This window comes from Variovorax sp. V35, assembly GCF_041154465.1.
GTDB classification, from domain to species: Bacteria; Pseudomonadota; Gammaproteobacteria; order Burkholderiales; family Burkholderiaceae_C; genus Variovorax; species Variovorax boronicumulans.
On the sequence record NZ_AP028666.1, the window covers coordinates 5,141,213 to 5,156,752 of the forward strand.

The 15,540-nt window shown below is 69.4% G+C and carries 21 protein-coding genes; 12 read left to right on the plus strand and 9 right to left on the minus strand.

All coding sequences use genetic code 11. The annotated features are described in order from the left end of the window. The first annotated feature begins 39 nt into the window (after window positions 1-39). A complete protein-coding gene (locus tag ACAM42_RS23580) occupies window positions 40-1,143 on the plus strand; it encodes a M14 family metallopeptidase (RefSeq protein WP_369629599.1) in 1,104 nt (367 codons plus the stop codon). A gap of 16 nt (window positions 1,144-1,159) precedes the next feature. Here ACAM42_RS23580 and ACAM42_RS23585 read toward each other — a convergent pair whose 3' ends face one another. Both ACAM42_RS23585 and ACAM42_RS23590 read right to left on the minus strand, forming a co-directional pair. Then, window positions 1,160-1,957, minus strand: a complete 798-nt coding sequence (locus ACAM42_RS23585; RefSeq protein ID WP_369629600.1) for an enoyl-CoA hydratase/isomerase family protein — start codon at window positions 1,955-1,957, stop codon at window positions 1,160-1,162. A 77-nt stretch (window positions 1,958-2,034) separates the two neighbouring features. Further along, a complete protein-coding gene (locus ACAM42_RS23590; RefSeq protein WP_369629601.1) occupies window positions 2,035-2,469 on the minus strand; it encodes a hypothetical protein in 435 nt (144 codons plus the stop codon). Window positions 2,470-2,605: 136 nt separating this feature from the next. Here ACAM42_RS23590 and ACAM42_RS23595 point away from each other — a divergent pair, with 136 nt between their 5' ends. Then, entirely contained in the window at window positions 2,606-2,821 is a 216-nt protein-coding gene (locus ACAM42_RS23595; protein WP_095948954.1) for a hypothetical protein, read from the plus strand. A gap of 26 nt (window positions 2,822-2,847) precedes the next feature. On the opposite strand, the gene ACAM42_RS23600 is transcribed toward ACAM42_RS23595, so the two are convergent. Together ACAM42_RS23600 and ACAM42_RS23605 are read right to left on the minus strand one after the other, a co-directional pair. Continuing rightward, a complete protein-coding gene (locus ACAM42_RS23600; RefSeq protein ID WP_070062547.1) occupies window positions 2,848-3,765 on the minus strand; it encodes a DUF808 domain-containing protein in 918 nt (305 codons plus the stop codon). A 90-nt stretch (window positions 3,766-3,855) separates the two neighbouring features. Then, a complete protein-coding gene (locus ACAM42_RS23605) occupies window positions 3,856-4,374 on the minus strand; it encodes a GNAT family N-acetyltransferase (RefSeq protein ID WP_062477596.1) in 519 nt (172 codons plus the stop codon). Between the two features lie 86 nt (window positions 4,375-4,460). Between ACAM42_RS23605 and ACAM42_RS23610 the strand changes: the two genes are divergently transcribed. From ACAM42_RS23610 to ACAM42_RS23620, 3 genes are read left to right on the plus strand one after another with little or no spacing between them, the layout of a single operon-like run. Then, a complete protein-coding gene (locus tag ACAM42_RS23610) occupies window positions 4,461-4,607 on the plus strand; it encodes a hypothetical protein (RefSeq protein ID WP_167395057.1) in 147 nt (48 codons plus the stop codon). 4 nt (window positions 4,608-4,611) lie between these two features. Next, on the plus strand, window positions 4,612-4,899 hold the full coding sequence (locus tag ACAM42_RS23615) for a VF530 family DNA-binding protein (protein ID WP_369629602.1): 288 nt from the start codon (window positions 4,612-4,614) through the stop codon (window positions 4,897-4,899). Then, window positions 4,896-5,180, plus strand: coding sequence for a 2Fe-2S iron-sulfur cluster-binding protein (locus tag ACAM42_RS23620; protein ID WP_369629603.1), 285 nt, complete (start codon window positions 4,896-4,898; stop codon window positions 5,178-5,180). The genes ACAM42_RS23615 and ACAM42_RS23620 overlap by 4 nt, the downstream gene beginning before the upstream one ends. Window positions 5,181-5,183: 3 nt before the next feature. Here ACAM42_RS23620 and ACAM42_RS23625 read toward each other — a convergent pair whose 3' ends face one another. Continuing rightward, on the minus strand, window positions 5,184-6,380 hold the full coding sequence (locus tag ACAM42_RS23625) for an MFS transporter (protein WP_369632800.1): 1,197 nt from the start codon (window positions 6,378-6,380) through the stop codon (window positions 5,184-5,186). 128 nt (window positions 6,381-6,508) lie between these two features. Here ACAM42_RS23625 and ACAM42_RS23630 point away from each other — a divergent pair, with 128 nt between their 5' ends. Then, window positions 6,509-7,180, plus strand: coding sequence for an RluA family pseudouridine synthase (locus ACAM42_RS23630; RefSeq protein ID WP_369629604.1), 672 nt, complete (start codon window positions 6,509-6,511; stop codon window positions 7,178-7,180). On the opposite strand, the gene ACAM42_RS23635 is transcribed toward ACAM42_RS23630, so the two are convergent. From ACAM42_RS23635 to ACAM42_RS23650, 4 genes are all read right to left on the minus strand, one after another. Then, complete coding sequence (locus ACAM42_RS23635) at window positions 7,167-7,607, minus strand: universal stress protein (protein WP_056579296.1); 441 nt, start codon at window positions 7,605-7,607, stop codon at window positions 7,167-7,169. The two genes, ACAM42_RS23630 and ACAM42_RS23635, sit on opposite strands and share 14 nt — an antisense overlap. A 130-nt stretch (window positions 7,608-7,737) precedes the next feature. After that, on the minus strand, window positions 7,738-8,487 hold the full coding sequence (locus tag ACAM42_RS23640; RefSeq protein WP_062477608.1) for a 2OG-Fe dioxygenase family protein: 750 nt from the start codon (window positions 8,485-8,487) through the stop codon (window positions 7,738-7,740). Continuing rightward, window positions 8,484-8,768, minus strand: a complete 285-nt coding sequence (locus tag ACAM42_RS23645) for a DUF427 domain-containing protein (protein WP_056579293.1) — start codon at window positions 8,766-8,768, stop codon at window positions 8,484-8,486. Before ACAM42_RS23645 ends, ACAM42_RS23640 begins: the two co-directional genes overlap by 4 nt. 139 nt (window positions 8,769-8,907) lie before the next feature. Then, window positions 8,908-9,834 carry a LysR family transcriptional regulator gene (locus ACAM42_RS23650; RefSeq protein WP_070062541.1) on the minus strand — a complete coding sequence of 309 codons (927 nt, stop codon included), beginning with the start codon at window positions 9,832-9,834 and terminating at the stop codon, window positions 8,908-8,910. Window positions 9,835-10,041: 207 nt separating this feature from the next. Here ACAM42_RS23650 and ACAM42_RS23655 point away from each other — a divergent pair, with 207 nt between their 5' ends. From ACAM42_RS23655 to torT, 6 genes are read left to right on the plus strand one after another with little or no spacing between them, the layout of a single operon-like run. Then, on the plus strand, window positions 10,042-10,839 hold the full coding sequence (locus ACAM42_RS23655; RefSeq protein ID WP_369629605.1) for a 5-oxoprolinase subunit PxpA: 798 nt from the start codon (window positions 10,042-10,044) through the stop codon (window positions 10,837-10,839). Between the two features lie 43 nt (window positions 10,840-10,882). Continuing rightward, window positions 10,883-11,131: an acetyl-CoA carboxylase gene (locus ACAM42_RS23660; protein ID WP_369629606.1), complete on the plus strand. Its 249-nt coding sequence runs from the start codon at window positions 10,883-10,885 to the stop codon at window positions 11,129-11,131. An 11-nt stretch (window positions 11,132-11,142) separates the two neighbouring features. Next, window positions 11,143-12,537: an acetyl-CoA carboxylase biotin carboxylase subunit gene (locus ACAM42_RS23665; protein ID WP_369629607.1), complete on the plus strand. Its 1,395-nt coding sequence runs from the start codon at window positions 11,143-11,145 to the stop codon at window positions 12,535-12,537. Next, the gene (locus ACAM42_RS23670) at window positions 12,534-13,433 is read left to right on the plus strand and encodes an allophanate hydrolase subunit 1 (protein WP_369629608.1); all 900 of its coding nucleotides are present in this window, start codon (window positions 12,534-12,536) and stop codon (window positions 13,431-13,433) included. The genes ACAM42_RS23665 and ACAM42_RS23670 overlap by 4 nt, the downstream gene beginning before the upstream one ends. Next, entirely contained in the window at window positions 13,423-14,400 is a 978-nt protein-coding gene (locus ACAM42_RS23675) for a biotin-dependent carboxyltransferase family protein (protein WP_369629609.1), read from the plus strand. The genes ACAM42_RS23670 and ACAM42_RS23675 overlap by 11 nt, the downstream gene beginning before the upstream one ends. A 52-nt stretch (window positions 14,401-14,452) precedes the next feature. Continuing rightward, the gene (torT, locus tag ACAM42_RS23680; protein WP_095948962.1) at window positions 14,453-15,535 is read left to right on the plus strand and encodes a TMAO reductase system periplasmic protein TorT; all 1,083 of its coding nucleotides are present in this window, start codon (window positions 14,453-14,455) and stop codon (window positions 15,533-15,535) included. Window positions 15,536-15,540: the final 5 nt, after the last annotated feature.

A 15,540-nucleotide genomic window follows, 5' to 3' on the forward strand; every position in this document is an offset into this window, starting at 1 on the left:
TTCCTCCTTCCCGCCTTCATGCACAGGAATCTTCCCGCCATGTCCCAGCCTGCCACCGCCGCCACCCGCCACTTCTCGGGCACGTACGTCGAAGCCCGCGCCAAGTTCCTCGAGGCCGCCGCCGCGCGCGGCGCCACCGTCGAGTCGTTCGTGCACCCGACGCACCGCGGCGCGCTCGGCGAAGAACTCGCCACCGACGTCGCGCTGATCGGCGCGGCCGACGCGAAAAAGGTGCTGCTCGTCACCTCGGGCACGCACGGCCCCGAGGGCTTCTGCGGCTCGGGCGCGCAGGTGGCCACGCTGAACGACGCCGACCTGCTCGCGCGCCTCGAACGCGCGGGCGTCGCGCTGCTGCTGGTGCACGCGGTGAACCCGCACGGCTTCTCGCACCTGCACCGCACCAACGAAGACAACATCGACCTGAACCGCAACCACATCGACTTCAGCGCGCCGCTGCCGGCGAACGCCGAGTACGCCGACGTGGAGCCGCTGGTGCTGCCCGCCAGCTGGCCGCCGACGCCGGCCGACGACGCGGCGGTGGCCGCCTACATCGCCACGCACGGCATGACCGCCTTCCGCGCGGCCGTCACGCGCGGCCAGTACACCTCGCCCGACGGCCTGTTCTACGGCGGCACCGCGCCATCGTGGAGCAACCGCACCATCCGCGCCATCCTGCGCGGCTATGCGGCCTCGGCCACGCACCTGGGCTGGATCGACGTGCACACGGGCCTGGGCCCCTACGGCCACGGCGAAAAGATCTACCCGGGCCGGAACACGCCCGAAGACCTCGCGCTGGCCCATGCCTGGTGGGGCGCCGACGTGTTCGCGCCCTTCGCGGGCGACTCGGCCTCGGCCGACGTGTCGGGCCCGGTGATCTCGACGGCGTACGACGAATGCCCGAACGCGCGCGTCGCGCCCATGGGCCTGGAGTTCGGCACGCTGCCCGACCTGGAAGTGCTCGACCGCCTGCGCGCCGACACCTGGCTGCGCCGCCATCCCGAGGCGCCCGAATCGCAGAAGCGCGAGATCCGCCGCCGCCTGCGCGACGCGTTCTACTGCGACAACGACGAGTGGAAGGGCATGGTGCTGGGCCAGACGCGCGTCGTGCTGCTGCAGACCTTGCAAGGGCTGAGCAAGGCCTGACCCGGCGGAGGTCGGCTCAGCCGAAGTTCGGCGCGCGCTTCTCGCGCAGCGAGGCCACGCCCTCGCGCACGTCGGCGCCCGCGAAGCCCATGAACTCCAGCGCCAGCGAGGCGTCGAAGGTCGGCCCGGCCTGGCGCAGCCAGTTGTTCAGCGCGTACTTGGTGAAGCGGATCGCGCTCTGGCTGCCGGCCGCGAGGCGGTCGGCGATCTCGTAGGCGCGCGGCAACAGGTCGGCCTCCTCCACCGCCAGCGACACCAGGCCGATGCGCTCGGCCTCCTCGCCGCTCACCGGCTCGCACAGCAGCAGGTGGTACTTGGCCTTGGCCATGCCGCACAACAGCGGCCACACGATGGCCGCATGGTCGCCCGCCGCCACGCCCAGGCGCGTGTGACCGTCGACGATCTTCGCGTTCTTGCTTGCAATGGAAATGTCGGCCAGCAGCCCTGCCACCAGCCCCGCGCCCACGGCCGGGCCGTGCATGGCGCTCACGATGGGCTTGTCGCAGTTGATGATGTTGTAGACCAGGTCGCGCGCTTCCTTCCACACGCGCTGGCGCACGGTGTCGTCGGTGGTCATGTCCTGCACCATGCCCAGGTCGCCGCCGCCCGAGAAGCCCATGCCCTCGCCGCGCAGCACGGCGCAGCGCACCGTGTCGTCGGCCGCCACGTCGCGCCAGATCTCCGCCAGCTCGCGGTGGCCGTCATGGCCGGCCGTGGGCAGCTTGCCGTTGGCGGCGCGCATCTGGATGTCGAGCACCGCGCCGTTCGCGCCGCGGCGCGTGAGGGCGAGGGTCTGGTAGCGGGAGTAGTCCATGCGTGTGTCTCCGCCCCGCACGCACGGCCATGGCGCGGGGACTTCGTTCGGTGAGAGGAAGGACGAAAGGCCGGGGCCTATTTTTGCGCGGCCAGCTCGCGGCAGCGCTTCACGTTCGCATCGAAACGCGGCGCCAGGCCCGGCTCGCAGGCATCGTCGGCGGGGTTCAGCCGGCACATGCCGACCACCGCGTAGTCCATGACGGCCGCCGTGCACATCGGGTAGGCGGCCAGCTCGGGGTTGGCCTTGGCCTTGAAGCCCCAGCGCTCGGAAAACTGCACCATGCGCGTCATCGCGCCGAGGAAGAAGCTGCGGTCCTTCGCGGCGATGGCCGCTTCCATGCGCGGCAGCTCCTCGTTGAGGTAGCCGACCGAGTCCAGCGGAAAGCCGGCGGGGTCGGGCAGCGGCTGCGCGAAGGCCGTGGCGGCCAGCAGGGCCAGCGAGGCGCCCACGCAGGCGCGTCGGAGCGGGAGGAAGAAGGCGGAACCGGTGGGCAGGTGGCGATGTGGCATGGCCTGCGATTCTGCAACGTTTGGAAGCATTTTTGCGCGCCGAGCGATGCGCGCACGCGACGTTTTGAGGCGACTGCCGGCCTCCCCGCGCAGCGCGGGACAATGGCCGCTTCCGTTTTCCCTTGCAAAGACCCCCATGGCCCGACGCCCCCAACGACAGCTGCGCACCATCGAGCGCGGCATCCTCTGCCTCCTGATCGGCGTCGCCGTGCTGCTGGGGCCGCGCTTCCTGCAGGGCACGCGCTGGTTCGACATGGTGGCCGGCGCGTACCTCGTCGGCTGGTTCGCGCTCGCGCTGGGGGTGGCGCTGGTCGGCGTCGGCCTGTTCCAGCGCGGCAAGCCGGACCGCTGAGGCCCGGCCGCAAGGTCAGCAGGCGCTCAGTGCGCCGCCGCCTTCTTGCCGCGCAGCTTGCCGACGAGTTCCACCACGGCCAGCACGACGGCGCCGGCCACGATGCCCACGACGGCGTTGACGCCCATCGAGCCCAGCGTGCCGAACACGCCGCCCGTGGCCTTGGCCCAGTCTTCGACCGCATGGCCGAACGCCGGCACGCCGTGCACCAGGATGCCGCCGCCCACGAGGAACATGGCGGCCGTGCCGGCCACCGACAGGCCCTTCATGAGCCAGGGCGCCGCCGCCAGGATGCCGCGGCCCAGGGCGCGCGCCGCCGCGCTGCTGCGCTGGCTCAGGTACAGGCCCGCGTCGTCCAGCTTCACGATGCCAGCCACGAGGCCGTAGACGCCCACCGTCATGATCAGCGCAATGCCGACCAGCACGCTGAGTTGCGTCGTGAACGGCTGGCCCTGCACGGTGCCCAGCGTGATGGCGATGATTTCCGCCGAGAGGATGAAGTCGGTGCGCACCGCGCCCTTGATCTTGTCTTTTTCGACCGCGACCACGTCGACCGTGGTGTCGGCCACGGCCTTCTGGTGACGCGCGGTGTCGGCCTCGTGCTCCTGCTTGTGCAGGAACTTGTGGACCAGCTTCTCGGCGCCCTCGAAGCACAGGAACGCACCGCCCACCATGAGCAGCGGCGTCACCAGCCAGGGCAGCCAGGTGCCGATGGCCAGTGCGGCCGGCACCAGGATGGCCTTGTTGACGAGGGAGCCCTTGCACACGGCCCACACCACCGGCAGCTCGCGCTCGGTGCGCACGCCGGTGACCTGCTGCGCGTTCAGCGCGAGGTCGTCGCCGAGCACCCCGGCGGTCTTCTTGGCAGCAACTTTGGTGAGGACGGAGACGTCATCGAGCACGGTGGCGATGTCGTCGAGCAGCAGGAGCAGGCTGGTGGCCATGGGCGAAAGTCAGGCTGTGGAAGAAGCGGCGAGCTTATCCGCAGCCGATGGCCGCGCCGGTGAAGACCGTACGCGGCATCCGGGGGTGGATCAGTCCACCGCCCGCTTCAGGCGGATTTCTTCGACGCGGACAGTGCCGAGCGCCGTGGTCTTGGCGGTCTTCATCTCGCGCTTGAAGCCGGCGAGTTCGTGGAAGCGCATGGCGCGGTCGTTGCGCAGCGGCACCCAGATGGTGACCGTGGTGCAGCCTTCTTCGGCCAGGCCTTCGCGGGCGGCGTCCCAGAGGGCCACGCCGGCGCCCTTGCCCCAGTGCTCGGGCTTGACGTAGATGGCCCAGATCTCGCCCGTGGTGGGCGGCGTCTTGGGGTCGCGCGAGCGGTCGAAGCCCACGAAACCGACGATCTCGCTGCCGTGCGTCACCACATGGACCTGGGGTTCGCTGAACTCGATGGCCTCGCGCCACTTGGCCTCGCGCGAGGCGGGGGCCAGCACGCGCAGGTCGTCTTCGGACAGGATGCCTTCGTAGGCAGCCTTGGCAGAGAGGGCATGGACTTCGGCGACGGCCTTGGCGTCGCGCATCGTGGCGGGGCGAACTTCGTAATCGGACATGAAAGCGGAAAAACGTGTGGAACCGGCTATTGTCGCCGCACCGCTAAACTCCTCCCGCATCCGCACGTATCAACTGGAGAAAGCACATGGCCAAGGGTCAGCAACGCACCAACAAGGAAGCGAAGAAACCGAAGAAGGACACCTCGCCGCCGAAGGCCCCCACCGGCGGCATCGAGCCCGTGCGCACCGTCACCACGGCGGTGATTCCGCGCGGCAAGCTCAAGAACAAGTGACCGAGTGACCGACGTCCCCGCGCCCGCCCCCAAGCCGGCGCAGCCGCGCAACCCGTTGCATGGCCTCACGCTGGAGGCCATCGTGACCGCGCTGGCCGATTACTACGGCTGGGAGCAGCTGGGGCACCTGGTGCCGATCCGCTGCTTCATCAGCGAGCCCAGCGTGGGTTCCAGCCTCAAGTTCCTGCGCAAGACCCCCTGGGCACGCGACAAGGTCGAGAGCCTGTACCTCTTCATGCTGCGCGAGCAACGCCGCGAACAGCAACAGCAGCAAGAACCTCCGACGCGATGAAGGTCCGTCTCGAACCGTCGGGCCTCGAATTCGAGGCCGAGGCGGGCGTCACGCTGCTGCATGCGGCGGAGGCGGCCGGCATCGAGCTGCCCAGTTCGTGCCGCAACGGCACCTGCCGCACCTGCATCTGCCAGCGCCTCTCAGGCGAGAGCCACCACCTCATCGAATGGCCGGGCCTGAGCTTCGACGAAAAGATCGACGGCTGGATTCTTCCGTGCGTGGCCGTGGCGCAGAGCGACCTCACGCTCGACGTGCCGCAGGCGCGCGCCCTCTTCGACTGACGATCAGGGCCGCGCCGAAGCCGGCGCCGCCACCACCAGCCGGTCGCGCTGCGCCAGCGACGGGAACAGGCGGAACCACGTCAGCGCCACCAGCATCGTTCCCACGCCGCCGAGCACCACCGAGCCGACCGGCCCCAGCAGCGCCGCGGTGGCGCCCGATTCGAACTCGCCGAGCTGGTTGCTCGCACCGATGAAGATCGAGTTGACCGCGCTCACCCGCCCGCGCATGGCGTCGGGCGTTTCCAGCTGCACCAGCGTCTGGCGGATCACGACGTTGACCATGTCGGCCCCGCCCGACACCGCGAGCGCAATGAGCGAGACGAGAAAGCTCTTCGACAGCCCGAACACCACCATGCAAAGCCCGAACGCCCCCACGGCCAGCAGCAGCGTGCGCCCCACGTTGCGCTCGACCGGCCGGCGCGTGAGCGCGATCGACATCACCAGTGCGCCCACCGCCGGTGCGCTGCGCAGCAGGCCCAGGCCCCAGGGGCCGGTGTGCAGGATGTCCTTGGCATAGATCGGCAGCAGCGCCACGGCGCCGCCCAGCAGCACGGCGAACAGGTCAAGCGACACGGCGCCCAGCACCGGCTTGCGCTTCCAGATGAAATTGACGCCCGCGAACACCGTGGCCAGCGTGACCGGCTCGCGCGCGGCCGGGGCGTGGTCGTAGCGCAGCCGCAGCACCAGCACGCAGGCCACTGCGAAGCACAGCACGCTCGCGCCGTACACCACCGCCATGCCCGCCACGAACAGCAGCCCGCCGAGCGCGGGGCCGCCGATGATCGCGCCCTGCATGCCGGCCGAGCTGAACGCCATCGCGCGCGACAGCAGCAGCGGCGGCACCAGCAGCGGCGTGAGCGCCTGCTGCGCCGGCATCTGGAAGGCGCGCACCGCGCCGAGCACCAGCGACAGCCCGAGCAGCAGCCCGCGCGTGTCGTTCTTGTGCAGCACCGCGAACAGCAGCGCCAGCGCCACGGTGCCCTGCACCGCGAAGCACACCGCCACGATGCGGCCGCGGTGGTGCCGGTCCACCACGTGGCCGGCCAGCAGCGCGAGCAGCAGCGCAGGCACGAACTGGTACAGGCCGACCAGCCCCAGGTCCCACGCGCTGCCGGTCAGCTCGTACATGTGCCAGCCGATGGCCACGAGCATCATCTGCGAGGCGGCGGTGCCGAACAGGCGCGCCACCCACAGCTGCATGAAGGGGCGCTCGCGCCTCAGGTCGGTGAACGTTGGAGACAAGGGAGGAGGAGCGGCGCCGGGCATATCGGTCGAGGATATCCGAGGCTTCTTCGGCCTTTCTGAGCCTCTCTACACTCGCTGTCCCCATGACCGCTTCGCCGCCCGACCTGCTTCCCGTTCACGAAGACGCCCACCTGCTGGTGCTCGACAAGCCCGCCGGCCTGCTGTGCGTGCCCGGGCGCGGCGAGGACAAGCAGGACTGCCTGAGCGCACGCGCCCAGCGCCAGTGGCCCGACGCGCTCATCGTGCACCGGCTCGACATGGGCACCAGCGGCCTCGTGGTGATGGCGCGCGGCCTGGAGATGCAGCGCGCCCTGAGCGCAGCCTTTGCCGACCGCGAGGTGCACAAGCGCTACGAAGCCGTGGTGGACGGCGTGATGCCGCAACGCGACGACTGGTCGCTCATCGACGCCCCGCTGATGGCCGACTGGCCGCGCCGGCCGCTGCAGAAGATCGATCCGGCGGGCAAGCCCAGCCTCACGCGCTGGCGCGCACTGGCCAGCGTGTCGCCGCCCGGCGGCCCTGCGGCCACGCACGTGCTGCTGGAGCCGCTCACCGGCCGTTCACACCAGCTGCGCGTTCACCTGCTGTCGATCGGGCACCCGATTTTGGGCGATGCGCTGTACGGCGATGCCGCGCTGCAGGCACGCGCGCCGCGCCTGCTGCTGCATGCCAGGGAACTGGGGTTCGTGCATCCCGCGACGCGGGAGCCGTTGCACTTCGAACGTGCGGCGGGCTTCGTGCTCAGCGGCCCTTGACGACGAGCACCGGCATGGTGGCGTCCTGCAGCACGCGCTGCGTCACGCTGCCCAGCAGCAGTTTCTCGATGCCGCTGCGGCCGTGCGAGCCCATCACGATCAGGTCGGCCGCGATGGCGATGGCGGTGTCCACGATGCCTTCGTGCACCACGTGGCCGTCGATCACGCGCTGGTCGCTGTGCAGGCCTTCGGCCGCCAGGGCGGCCACGCCGCGTGCGAGCGCCGCGTTGGCGCTGGCGGTGGCCGCGGCGAGGTATTCGTTCTGGCCGAGCGCGTAGTCCGCGCCCACGCCGATGAAGGGGTAGTTGTCGATCACGTGGATCAGCGTGATGCGGCTGCCGAAGGCCAGGGCGAGACCGCTGGCCTTGCTGACCGCGAGCATGGAAGTTTCGGAGCCGTCGATGGGGACCAGGATGTGATTGAACATGGCGGGACCTCGCTTAGCGTTCGCAGACAGACAGACTGACGGACCCGGTTCGCACCGGGTCGGGCCCCGAATTTAACCGCTATGCAGAACCCGCCCTGTAGGACTCCGACCAGCGAAGTCCGCAGGCGTCTCAATCCCCCTGGAAACCCTCAGACCGGCAGGTGACCACCAGCGTGTCGCGCCACCCATCGCCGCCCTCTTCCAGCGGCTGGATCGGCGTCGATTCGTGGATCACGCGCGCGTCGTCGAGCAGCAGCAGCGTCCACGGCTCGGTCATGGTGAAGCGCTCGCCGCGCCGGCCGTTGGCCTCGAACACGCGCGTCTCGCCGCCCTTGATGCCCTGGCGCCCGATCAGCACCACCGCCACCAGGTCGACACCGTCGCGGTGCGCGCCTTCGGGCGTCGGGCGGCCGATGCCGCCGGCGGTGTCGATGCGGAACTGGTGCGCTTCCACGAACCAGCGCTGCGGTGCGCCGCGCATGTCGCTGCTGACCTGGCCGAGCTGCTGCATCAGCCGCTGCCACACGGGCTGCGCCACCGTGGCCTCGAGCATCGGCGCAAACCAGCGCTGCATGCCGCCGTGCAGCGCGTTGTATTCCACCGGCTGCCAGTGCGCGCGGTGCGGCACCTGCGCCAGCGTGGCGTCGGCCTCGACCGTGAAGCAGGCGTGGCGCCGCGTGCGGTAACGCCCGCCGTCCTTCAGGTACTCGTCGGGCGGCAGGTCGTTCCAGTCGGCGTGCAGCGCTTCGAGCTGCGCCAGCGGCACGCCGAGCCAGTCGCACACACCCTGCGGGCTGAGCACCGCGTAGCCGTGTTCGCGCAGTGCCCCGGCCAGTTCGGCCGGCGGCGTGAACGGGGGAGCGAAGGCGGCGGTGCTCACTGGGCGCTGACCTTCACGTCCTTCCAGAACGCGACACGGTCACGGATTTCCTCGGCTTCGGGCTTCGGGTCGGGGTAGTACCAGGCGGCGTCGGCGTGCAGTTCGCCGTTGACCAGCAGCGAGTAGTAGTTCGCCGAGCCCTTCCACGGGCAGGTGGTCTTGTGGTTGCTGAAGGTGACCACGTCGCGGTTGAGCGAACTCATCGGGAAGTAGTGGTTGCCTTCGACGAGCACGGTGTCGTCGCTTTCGGCGATGGTGACGCCGTTCCAGGTTGCTTTCATGGGATCGATCTCCGGGGAGGTGCAAGGTGCCGATGCCGCATTGCGCGCTCGGGACAGCGGCTATTGTGACGCTGGCGCGACGTGCTTTCCTTGCGCCGGGTCATCCCGGCCCGATGCCGGCAGGGTTTCCCCCGCAACCTCAGCCGCGACCGCGCCCCGTGCGCCCCGACGCCGGCTCGAGAAACAGCTGCCGAAAATAGTTGCGGAACGCGGTCATCGCCGGCGAAAACTCCACGCCCTGCTTCCACCCCAGGCCGATGTTCATCGTGGGCACCGCGTCGCGCAGGTTGATGGTCTCGATGCGCTTGCCCTCCAGCGACCACGGGCGGTAGACCATGTCCGACAGCACCGTCACACCCAGCCCGTTGGCCACCGTGCTGCGCACCGCCTCCACCGAACTCGTGCGCAGCCGGATCTGCGGCTGGTGCGGCGTCTTGCTCCAGTACTTGAGCGCGGTGGCCGCGGCCTCGTCCACCGTGAGCATGATGTAGGGCTCGGCCGCCACGTCGGCCAGCGTCACCTCGGCCTTGTCCAGCAGCGGATGCTTGGCCGGCACCCACAGCCGGCGCTGCGAGCCGAAAAAAGTTTCGAGCGACAGCTCGCGCAGCACCACGTTCGACGTGAGCACCACGCCGATGTCGTAGCGCTGCGTGATCAGGCCTTCTTCGATGGCCTCGCGCGCCACCTCGTGCACCTTCACCGTCACCTGCGGATGCAGCTGTTCGAAGCGCTGCAGGTGGTGCGGCAGGAAGTAGCCCAGCACCGTGTAGCTCGCTGCGATGGTGAGCGAGCCCTCGACGTTCTCGCCCTCGTGCGGCATGCGCACCGCCTCGTCGGCCGCCGACAGCACCGCGTAGGCGTGGCTGAGAAAGCGGCGCCCGGCCTTGGTGAGTTCCACGCCGTGCGGGTGCCGCTCGAAGAGCTGCTGCCCCATCAGCTCCTCGAGCTCGCGGATGGCGGTGGTCACGGCCGACTGCGAGATGTTCAGCTGCAGCGCCGCGTGCGAGATGCGCCCCACCTCGGCCACCGCAGAGAAGTACTTGAGCTGGCGAAGGGTCAGGGACATGGCGCCGTCTTCCTAGGGTATTTACGGATACGCGCTGCCCGCCTCGGGCGAAAACCCGATACCGCGCGATCGCTTCCCTCCAGCGTAGCGCCCAATCCAGCCGCTTGCAGCATCTGTTTTTCAGATATCGGACCGCCTGAAAACAATGCTTTTCGGCCTTTCGACTGCTGGCTAACCTTCGCGCCAACCTGCACCGCCCCCTTGGCGATGCGCACCACACAAAGGCGGGACGACGTGACGAAGACAACGCGGATCGATCTGAATTCCGACATGGGCGAAGGCTTCGGCCCCTGGACCATCGGCGACGGCGTGGACGCGCAGCTCATGCCGCTGATCAGCTCGGCCAACATCGCGACCGGCTTCCATGCCGGCGACCCGAACATCATGCGCAGGATGGTGCTGCTGGCCCGCGAACATGGCGTAGGCATCGGCGCGCACCCGGGCTTTCGTGACCTCGTGGGCTTCGGGCGCCGCCACATCACCGCGCCGGCCGACGAGCTGGTGAACGACATGGTCTACCAGCTCGGCGCGCTGCGCGAGTTCGCGCGCCTGGCCGGCATGACGCTGCAGCACATCAAGCCGCACGGCGCGCTGTACATGCATGCGGCGCGCGACGAGGCGCTGTCGCGCGCCCTCGTCACCGCGCTGCAGCAGATCGAACCCACGCTGCGCCTGTTCTGCATGGAATCGTCCGTCACCTTCCAGGTGGCGCGCGAGCTGGGCCAGCCGGTGGTGCGCGAGTTCTATGCCGACCGCGACTACGACCTGAGCGGCTCCATCGTCTTCACGCGCCGCGTCGGCGCGCTCGACCCCGAGGTCGTGGCCGCCAAGGTGCTGCGCGCCTGCACCGAGGGTGTGGTGCGCACGGTCGAAGGAGAAGACGTCGCGATCGGCTTCGACTCGGTCTGCATCCACAGCGACACGCCCGGCGCGCTCGCGCTGGTGCAGGCCACGCGCCGCGCGCTGGCCGACCACGGCATCGAAGTTGCGGGCCTGGCGGCCTGAGCGTTTTCTTTCTTGTTTCTGATCTTGTTCCAGGAGTGCCCCGATGCCCGCTACCCATGACGTCCTGAGCCCGCTGCCGGGCACCTTCTACCGCCGCTCGGCGCCCGACGCGCCGCCGTTCAAGGCCGAAGGCGACACCGTGGTCGTGGGCGACGTGCTCGGCCTGGTCGAGGTGATGAAGCAGTTCAGCGAAGTCACGGCCGACGCCGCGGGCCGCCTGGCCAGCTTCGCCGTCGAGAACGGCGAGCCGGTCGATCCGGGCCAGCTGCTGGCCGTCATCGAAACGGCCTGAGGCAACCGCCCATGACCGCCGCATTCGACACACTGCTGGTCGCCAACCGGGGCGAGATCGCGGTGCGCATCATCCGCGCCGCCAAGGAACTGGGGCTGAAGACCGTCGCCGTCTACAGCGACGCCGACGCGCAGAGCCTCGCCGTGCGCATGGCTGACAAGGCCGTGCGCATCGGCCCGGCGCACGCCACCAAGAGCTACCTGAGCATCGACGCGATCCTGCAGGCCGCCGCCGACAGCGGCGCCGGCGCGGTGCATCCGGGCTACGGTTTTCTTTCGGAGAACGCCGCGTTCGCCGAGCGCGTCGAGGCCGCGGGCCTGGTGTTCGTGGGCCCGACGCCGCATGCGATCCGCACCATGGGCGACAAGGCCGCGGCGCGCGCCGCCGCCCTGCGCGCCGGCGTGCCGACCGTGCCCGGCAGCGCGGGCGTGGTGACCGACCCCGACACCGCCGTCGAAGTCGCGAAGGACATCGGCTACCCGATCATGATCAAGGCCTCGGCCGGCGGCGGCGGGCGCGGCATCCGCGTGGCGCACGACGAGGCCGAGCTGCGCCAGCAGTTCGCCACCGCCACCGCCGAAGCACAGGCGGCCTTCGGCAATGGCGAGGTGTACCTCGAACGCTTCATCCGCCAGGCGCGCCACATCGAGGTGCAGATCCTGGGCGACGGCGAGCGCGTGGTGCACTGCTTCGAGCGCGAATGCTCGCTGCAGCGGCGCCGCCAGAAGGTCTGGGAAGAAGCGCCCTCGGCCGCCATCAGCGAAGCCACGCGCGCCGCGCTGTGCGAATCGGCACTGCGGCTCGCACGCGCCGTGGCCTACCGCGGCGCGGGCACGCTCGAATACCTGTACGACGACGACACGCGCGAGTTCTTCTTCATCGAGATGAACACGCGCATCCAGGTCGAGCACCCGATCACCGAGATGGTCACCGGCGTCGACCTCGTGAAGGAGATGCTGCGCATCGCGCTGGGCCAACCGCTGCGCCTGCAGCAGGACGACATCCGCCTGACCGGCGCGGCCATCGAGGTGCGCATCAACGCCGAGAACGCGGCGAAGAACTTCATGCCCAGCCCTGGCCTCGTGTCGCAGCTCGTGGTGCCGGGCGGCCCGGGCGTGCGCTTCGACACCTTCCTGTTCCCCGGCTACACCGTGCCCGCGTACTACGACTCGCTGCTCGGCAAGCTCATCGTGCACGACACCGACCGCGCCAGCGCCCTGGCCCGCATGCGCCGTGCGCTCGACGAGTTGCAGGTAGAAGGCATCCATACGACGATCCCACTGCACCGCGCGCTGTGCGAGGACGCGGATGTCGCCAAGGCCGAGTTCCACACCGGTTTTCTCGAAACCTGGCTCGCGGCAAATCCACTCGCCGACGCGCCTCCCATGTTGAAGGTGGCCGCATGACCGCTGCAAGCACCCTCCCCCCGCAAGCCCGCTACAGCTTCGGCGGCGACGAGCACCTGTTCGTCGAGATCAGCGAAGAGATGTCGCTGCCCGCCTTCTTCAAGGGCATGGCGATCTGCAACGAACTGCGCCGCCGCGCGCTGCCCGGCGTGACCGAGATCTGCCCGGCCAACGCCGCGTACCTTGTGCGCTTCGACCCCGATGCGATCGCGCCCGACGCGCTGCTCGCCACGCTGAAAGAGATCGAAGCGGGCCTGGGCGATGCCGACCTGCAGATGCAGACGCGCATCGTCGAGATCCCGGTGCTCTACAACGACCCGTGGACGCACGAGACGCTGATGCGTTTTCGCGAACGCCACCAGGACCCGTCGAGCACCGACATCGAGTACGCCGCACGCATCAACGGCCACGCCTCGGTCGAGGCCTTCATCGAGGCGCACTCGTCGGCACCGTGGTTCGTGTCGATGGTCGGCTTCGTGGCCGGCCTGCCCTTCCTGTTCCAGATGGTCGAACGCCAGCGCCAGATCCAGGTGCCCAAGTACCTGAGCCCGCGCACCGACACGCCCAAGCTCACGCTGGGCCACGGCGGCTGCTTCAGCTGCATCTACTCGGTGCGCGGCGCGGGCGGCTACCAGATGTTCGGCGTCACGCCCGCGCCAATCTTCGACCCGGCCCAGCGGCTGTCGTACCTGAAGGACCTGATGGTGTTCTTCCAGCCCGGCGACATCGTCAAGTGGAAGCCCATCGACCGCGCCGAGTACGACCGTCAGGTGGCGCAGGTCGAGGCCGGTACCTACGCGCTGCGCATCGCGCCGGTGTCGTTCTCACTCAACGATTTCCTGGCCGACCCCGACGGCTACAACCAACAACTGCTGAAGGTGCTCCATGGCGATTGACGTGCTCAAGCCCGGCCTCGCGACCAGCGTGCAGGACGCCGGCCGCCCCGGCTACTACCACCTGGGCATTCCGCTGTCGGGCGCGCTCGACCAGCAAAGCCTGGTGCTCGCGAACCTGCTGGTGGGCAACGACGAAGGCGCGGCCGTCATCGAAAGCACGCTGCTCGGTCCCGAGCTGCAGTTCGACGCACCCGCGCTGGTGGCGGTGACCGGTGCCGACGCGAAGGTCAAGCTCAACGGCAACGAAGCGCCGCGCAACACCTCGTTCACGGTGCAGGCCGGCGACAAGCTGAGCTTCGATTTCATGAGGCTCGGCGCGCGCATGTGCATCGCCGTGGCCGGCGGCATCGACGTGCCGGTGGTGCTGGGCAGCCGCTCGACCTACGGCCTGGGCGCGTTCGGCGGCTTCAACGGCCGCAAGCTGCTGGCCGGCGACAAGCTCCCCGTGGGCACGCCTTCGGCCAGCGCCCGCGCGGGCCGCACGGTCGACGCCGCGCTGCTGCCGGTGCTCGAGAAGGAAGTGGCCCTGCGCGTGCTGCCGGGCATCTACTTCCACCGCCTGCAGGAGGTGTCGGTGCAAAGCTTCTTCGCCGACACCTGGACCGTCGGCTCCGAGGCCGACCGCATCGGCTACCGCTACAAGCACGGCACGCCGCTGAAGTTCCAGGAACGCACGCCGCCCTTCGGCGCGGGCGACGACCCGTCGAACATCGTCGATGCGGGCTACCCGTATGGCTCCATCCAGGTGCCGGGCGGGCGCGAGCCGATCATCCTGCACCGCGACGCGGTGTCGGGCGGCGGCTACGCCATGGTCGGCACGGTCATCAGCGCCGACATGGACCTCATCGCCCAGATGCAGCCCAACCACAAGGCGCGCTTCGTCGAGGTCGACATGGCGCAGGCGCTCGAAGCCCGCGCCGAACGCCGACGACGGCTCGATCGCCTGCGGGCCGCACTCGCGGCCTGACGCGCGCCCGTCCTTCCCTTTTTCTTCACCGCTGTCACCCAAGGAGTTCTTCATGAACAGCTCACCCCTGCGCGTTTCATTGATCGCCGCTTCGCTCGCCGCCGCCCTGGCGTGGCACGCCCCGGCCTCGGCCGCCGACTGGTTTCCCTACAAGGCCGAGGCCACTGAACCCGCCTTCTCGGCCGAGGGCACGAAGAAACCCATCGACTACACGCCGCTGGCCAAGGCGTCGAAGAAGTGGGACATCTGCGTGTCGTTCCCGCACATGAAGGACGCCTACTGGCTCGGCGTGGACTATGGCGTGATCGAAGAGGCGCGCCGCCTGGGCGTGAAGCTGCAGGTGGTCGACGCGGGCGGCTACACCAACCTGAGCAAGCAGGTCTCGCAGATCGAGGACTGCGTGGCGCGCGGCGCCAACGCGGTGGTCATCGGCGCGATCTCGGGCGACGGGCTCAACAACGTCATCAAGGCCACGGCCGCGAAGAAGGTGCCGGTGATCGACCTCGTGAACGGCATCAGCTCGCCCGACCTGTCGGCCAAGTCGCTGGTGTCGTTCTACACGATGGGCCAGTCGACCGGCGAGTACCTCGCGAAGAAGCACCCCGCGGGCTCGCCGCCGGTGAAGGTCGGCTGGTTCCCCGGCCCGGCCGGCGCGGGCTGGGTCGAGGCCGCGCACAAGGGCTTCATGGAAGCGATCAAGGGCAGCGCCGTGACGGTGCTCGACCCGAAGTACGGCGACACCGGCAAGGAGGCGCAAGCCAAGCTGGTCGAAGACGTGCTGCAGGGCAACCCCGACCTCGCCTACGTGGCCGGCACGGCAGTGACCGCCGAGGCCGCCACCGGCATCCTGCGCGCACGCAACCTCGACAAGAAGGTGCAGGTGCTCTCGTTCTACATGACGCCGGGCGTGTACGAAGGCATCCAGAAGGGCCGCATCGTGGCCGCGCCGGCCGACTCGATGGTGATCCAGGGCCGCATCGCGGTCGACCAGGCCGTGCGCCTGCTCGAGAACAAGGACGTGGTGAAGCACGTCGGCCCGAAGATCTTCGTGGTCGATGCCGGCAACATCAAGACCGTGAAGCAGGCCGACATCCTGCCGCCGACCGGCTTCAAGCCGGTATTCGAGGTCAAGTAGGCCGG

Excerpts from the sequence above, each read along its gene's own strand:
- ACAM42_RS23580 (WP_369629599.1), top strand. The coding sequence starts at position 40 with ATGTCCCAGCCTGCCACCGCCGCCACCCGCCACTTCTCGGGCACGTAC.
- ACAM42_RS23585 (WP_369629600.1), bottom strand. The coding sequence starts at position 1,957 with ATGGACTACTCCCGCTACCAGACCCTCGCCCTCACGCGCCGCGGCGCG.
- ACAM42_RS23590 (WP_369629601.1), bottom strand. The coding sequence starts at position 2,469 with ATGCCACATCGCCACCTGCCCACCGGTTCCGCCTTCTTCCTCCCGCTC.
- ACAM42_RS23595 (WP_095948954.1), top strand. The coding sequence starts at position 2,606 with ATGGCCCGACGCCCCCAACGACAGCTGCGCACCATCGAGCGCGGCATC.
- ACAM42_RS23600 (WP_070062547.1), bottom strand. The coding sequence starts at position 3,765 with ATGGCCACCAGCCTGCTCCTGCTGCTCGACGACATCGCCACCGTGCTC.
- ACAM42_RS23605 (WP_062477596.1), bottom strand. The coding sequence starts at position 4,374 with ATGTCCGATTACGAAGTTCGCCCCGCCACGATGCGCGACGCCAAGGCC.
- ACAM42_RS23610 (WP_167395057.1), top strand. The coding sequence starts at position 4,461 with ATGGCCAAGGGTCAGCAACGCACCAACAAGGAAGCGAAGAAACCGAAG.
- ACAM42_RS23620 (WP_369629603.1), top strand. The coding sequence starts at position 4,896 with ATGAAGGTCCGTCTCGAACCGTCGGGCCTCGAATTCGAGGCCGAGGCG.
- ACAM42_RS23625 (WP_369632800.1), bottom strand. The coding sequence starts at position 6,380 with ATGCAGCTGTGGGTGGCGCGCCTGTTCGGCACCGCCGCCTCGCAGATG.
- ACAM42_RS23630 (WP_369629604.1), top strand. The coding sequence starts at position 6,509 with ATGACCGCTTCGCCGCCCGACCTGCTTCCCGTTCACGAAGACGCCCAC.
- ACAM42_RS23635 (WP_056579296.1), bottom strand. The coding sequence starts at position 7,607 with ATGTTCAATCACATCCTGGTCCCCATCGACGGCTCCGAAACTTCCATG.
- ACAM42_RS23645 (WP_056579293.1), bottom strand. The coding sequence starts at position 8,768 with ATGAAAGCAACCTGGAACGGCGTCACCATCGCCGAAAGCGACGACACC.
- ACAM42_RS23650 (WP_070062541.1), bottom strand. The coding sequence starts at position 9,834 with ATGTCCCTGACCCTTCGCCAGCTCAAGTACTTCTCTGCGGTGGCCGAG.
- ACAM42_RS23655 (WP_369629605.1), top strand. The coding sequence starts at position 10,042 with ATGCGCACCACACAAAGGCGGGACGACGTGACGAAGACAACGCGGATC.
- ACAM42_RS23660 (WP_369629606.1), top strand. The coding sequence starts at position 10,883 with ATGCCCGCTACCCATGACGTCCTGAGCCCGCTGCCGGGCACCTTCTAC.
- ACAM42_RS23665 (WP_369629607.1), top strand. The coding sequence starts at position 11,143 with ATGACCGCCGCATTCGACACACTGCTGGTCGCCAACCGGGGCGAGATC.
- ACAM42_RS23670 (WP_369629608.1), top strand. The coding sequence starts at position 12,534 with ATGACCGCTGCAAGCACCCTCCCCCCGCAAGCCCGCTACAGCTTCGGC.
- ACAM42_RS23675 (WP_369629609.1), top strand. The coding sequence starts at position 13,423 with ATGGCGATTGACGTGCTCAAGCCCGGCCTCGCGACCAGCGTGCAGGAC.
- torT (WP_095948962.1), top strand. The coding sequence starts at position 14,453 with ATGAACAGCTCACCCCTGCGCGTTTCATTGATCGCCGCTTCGCTCGCC.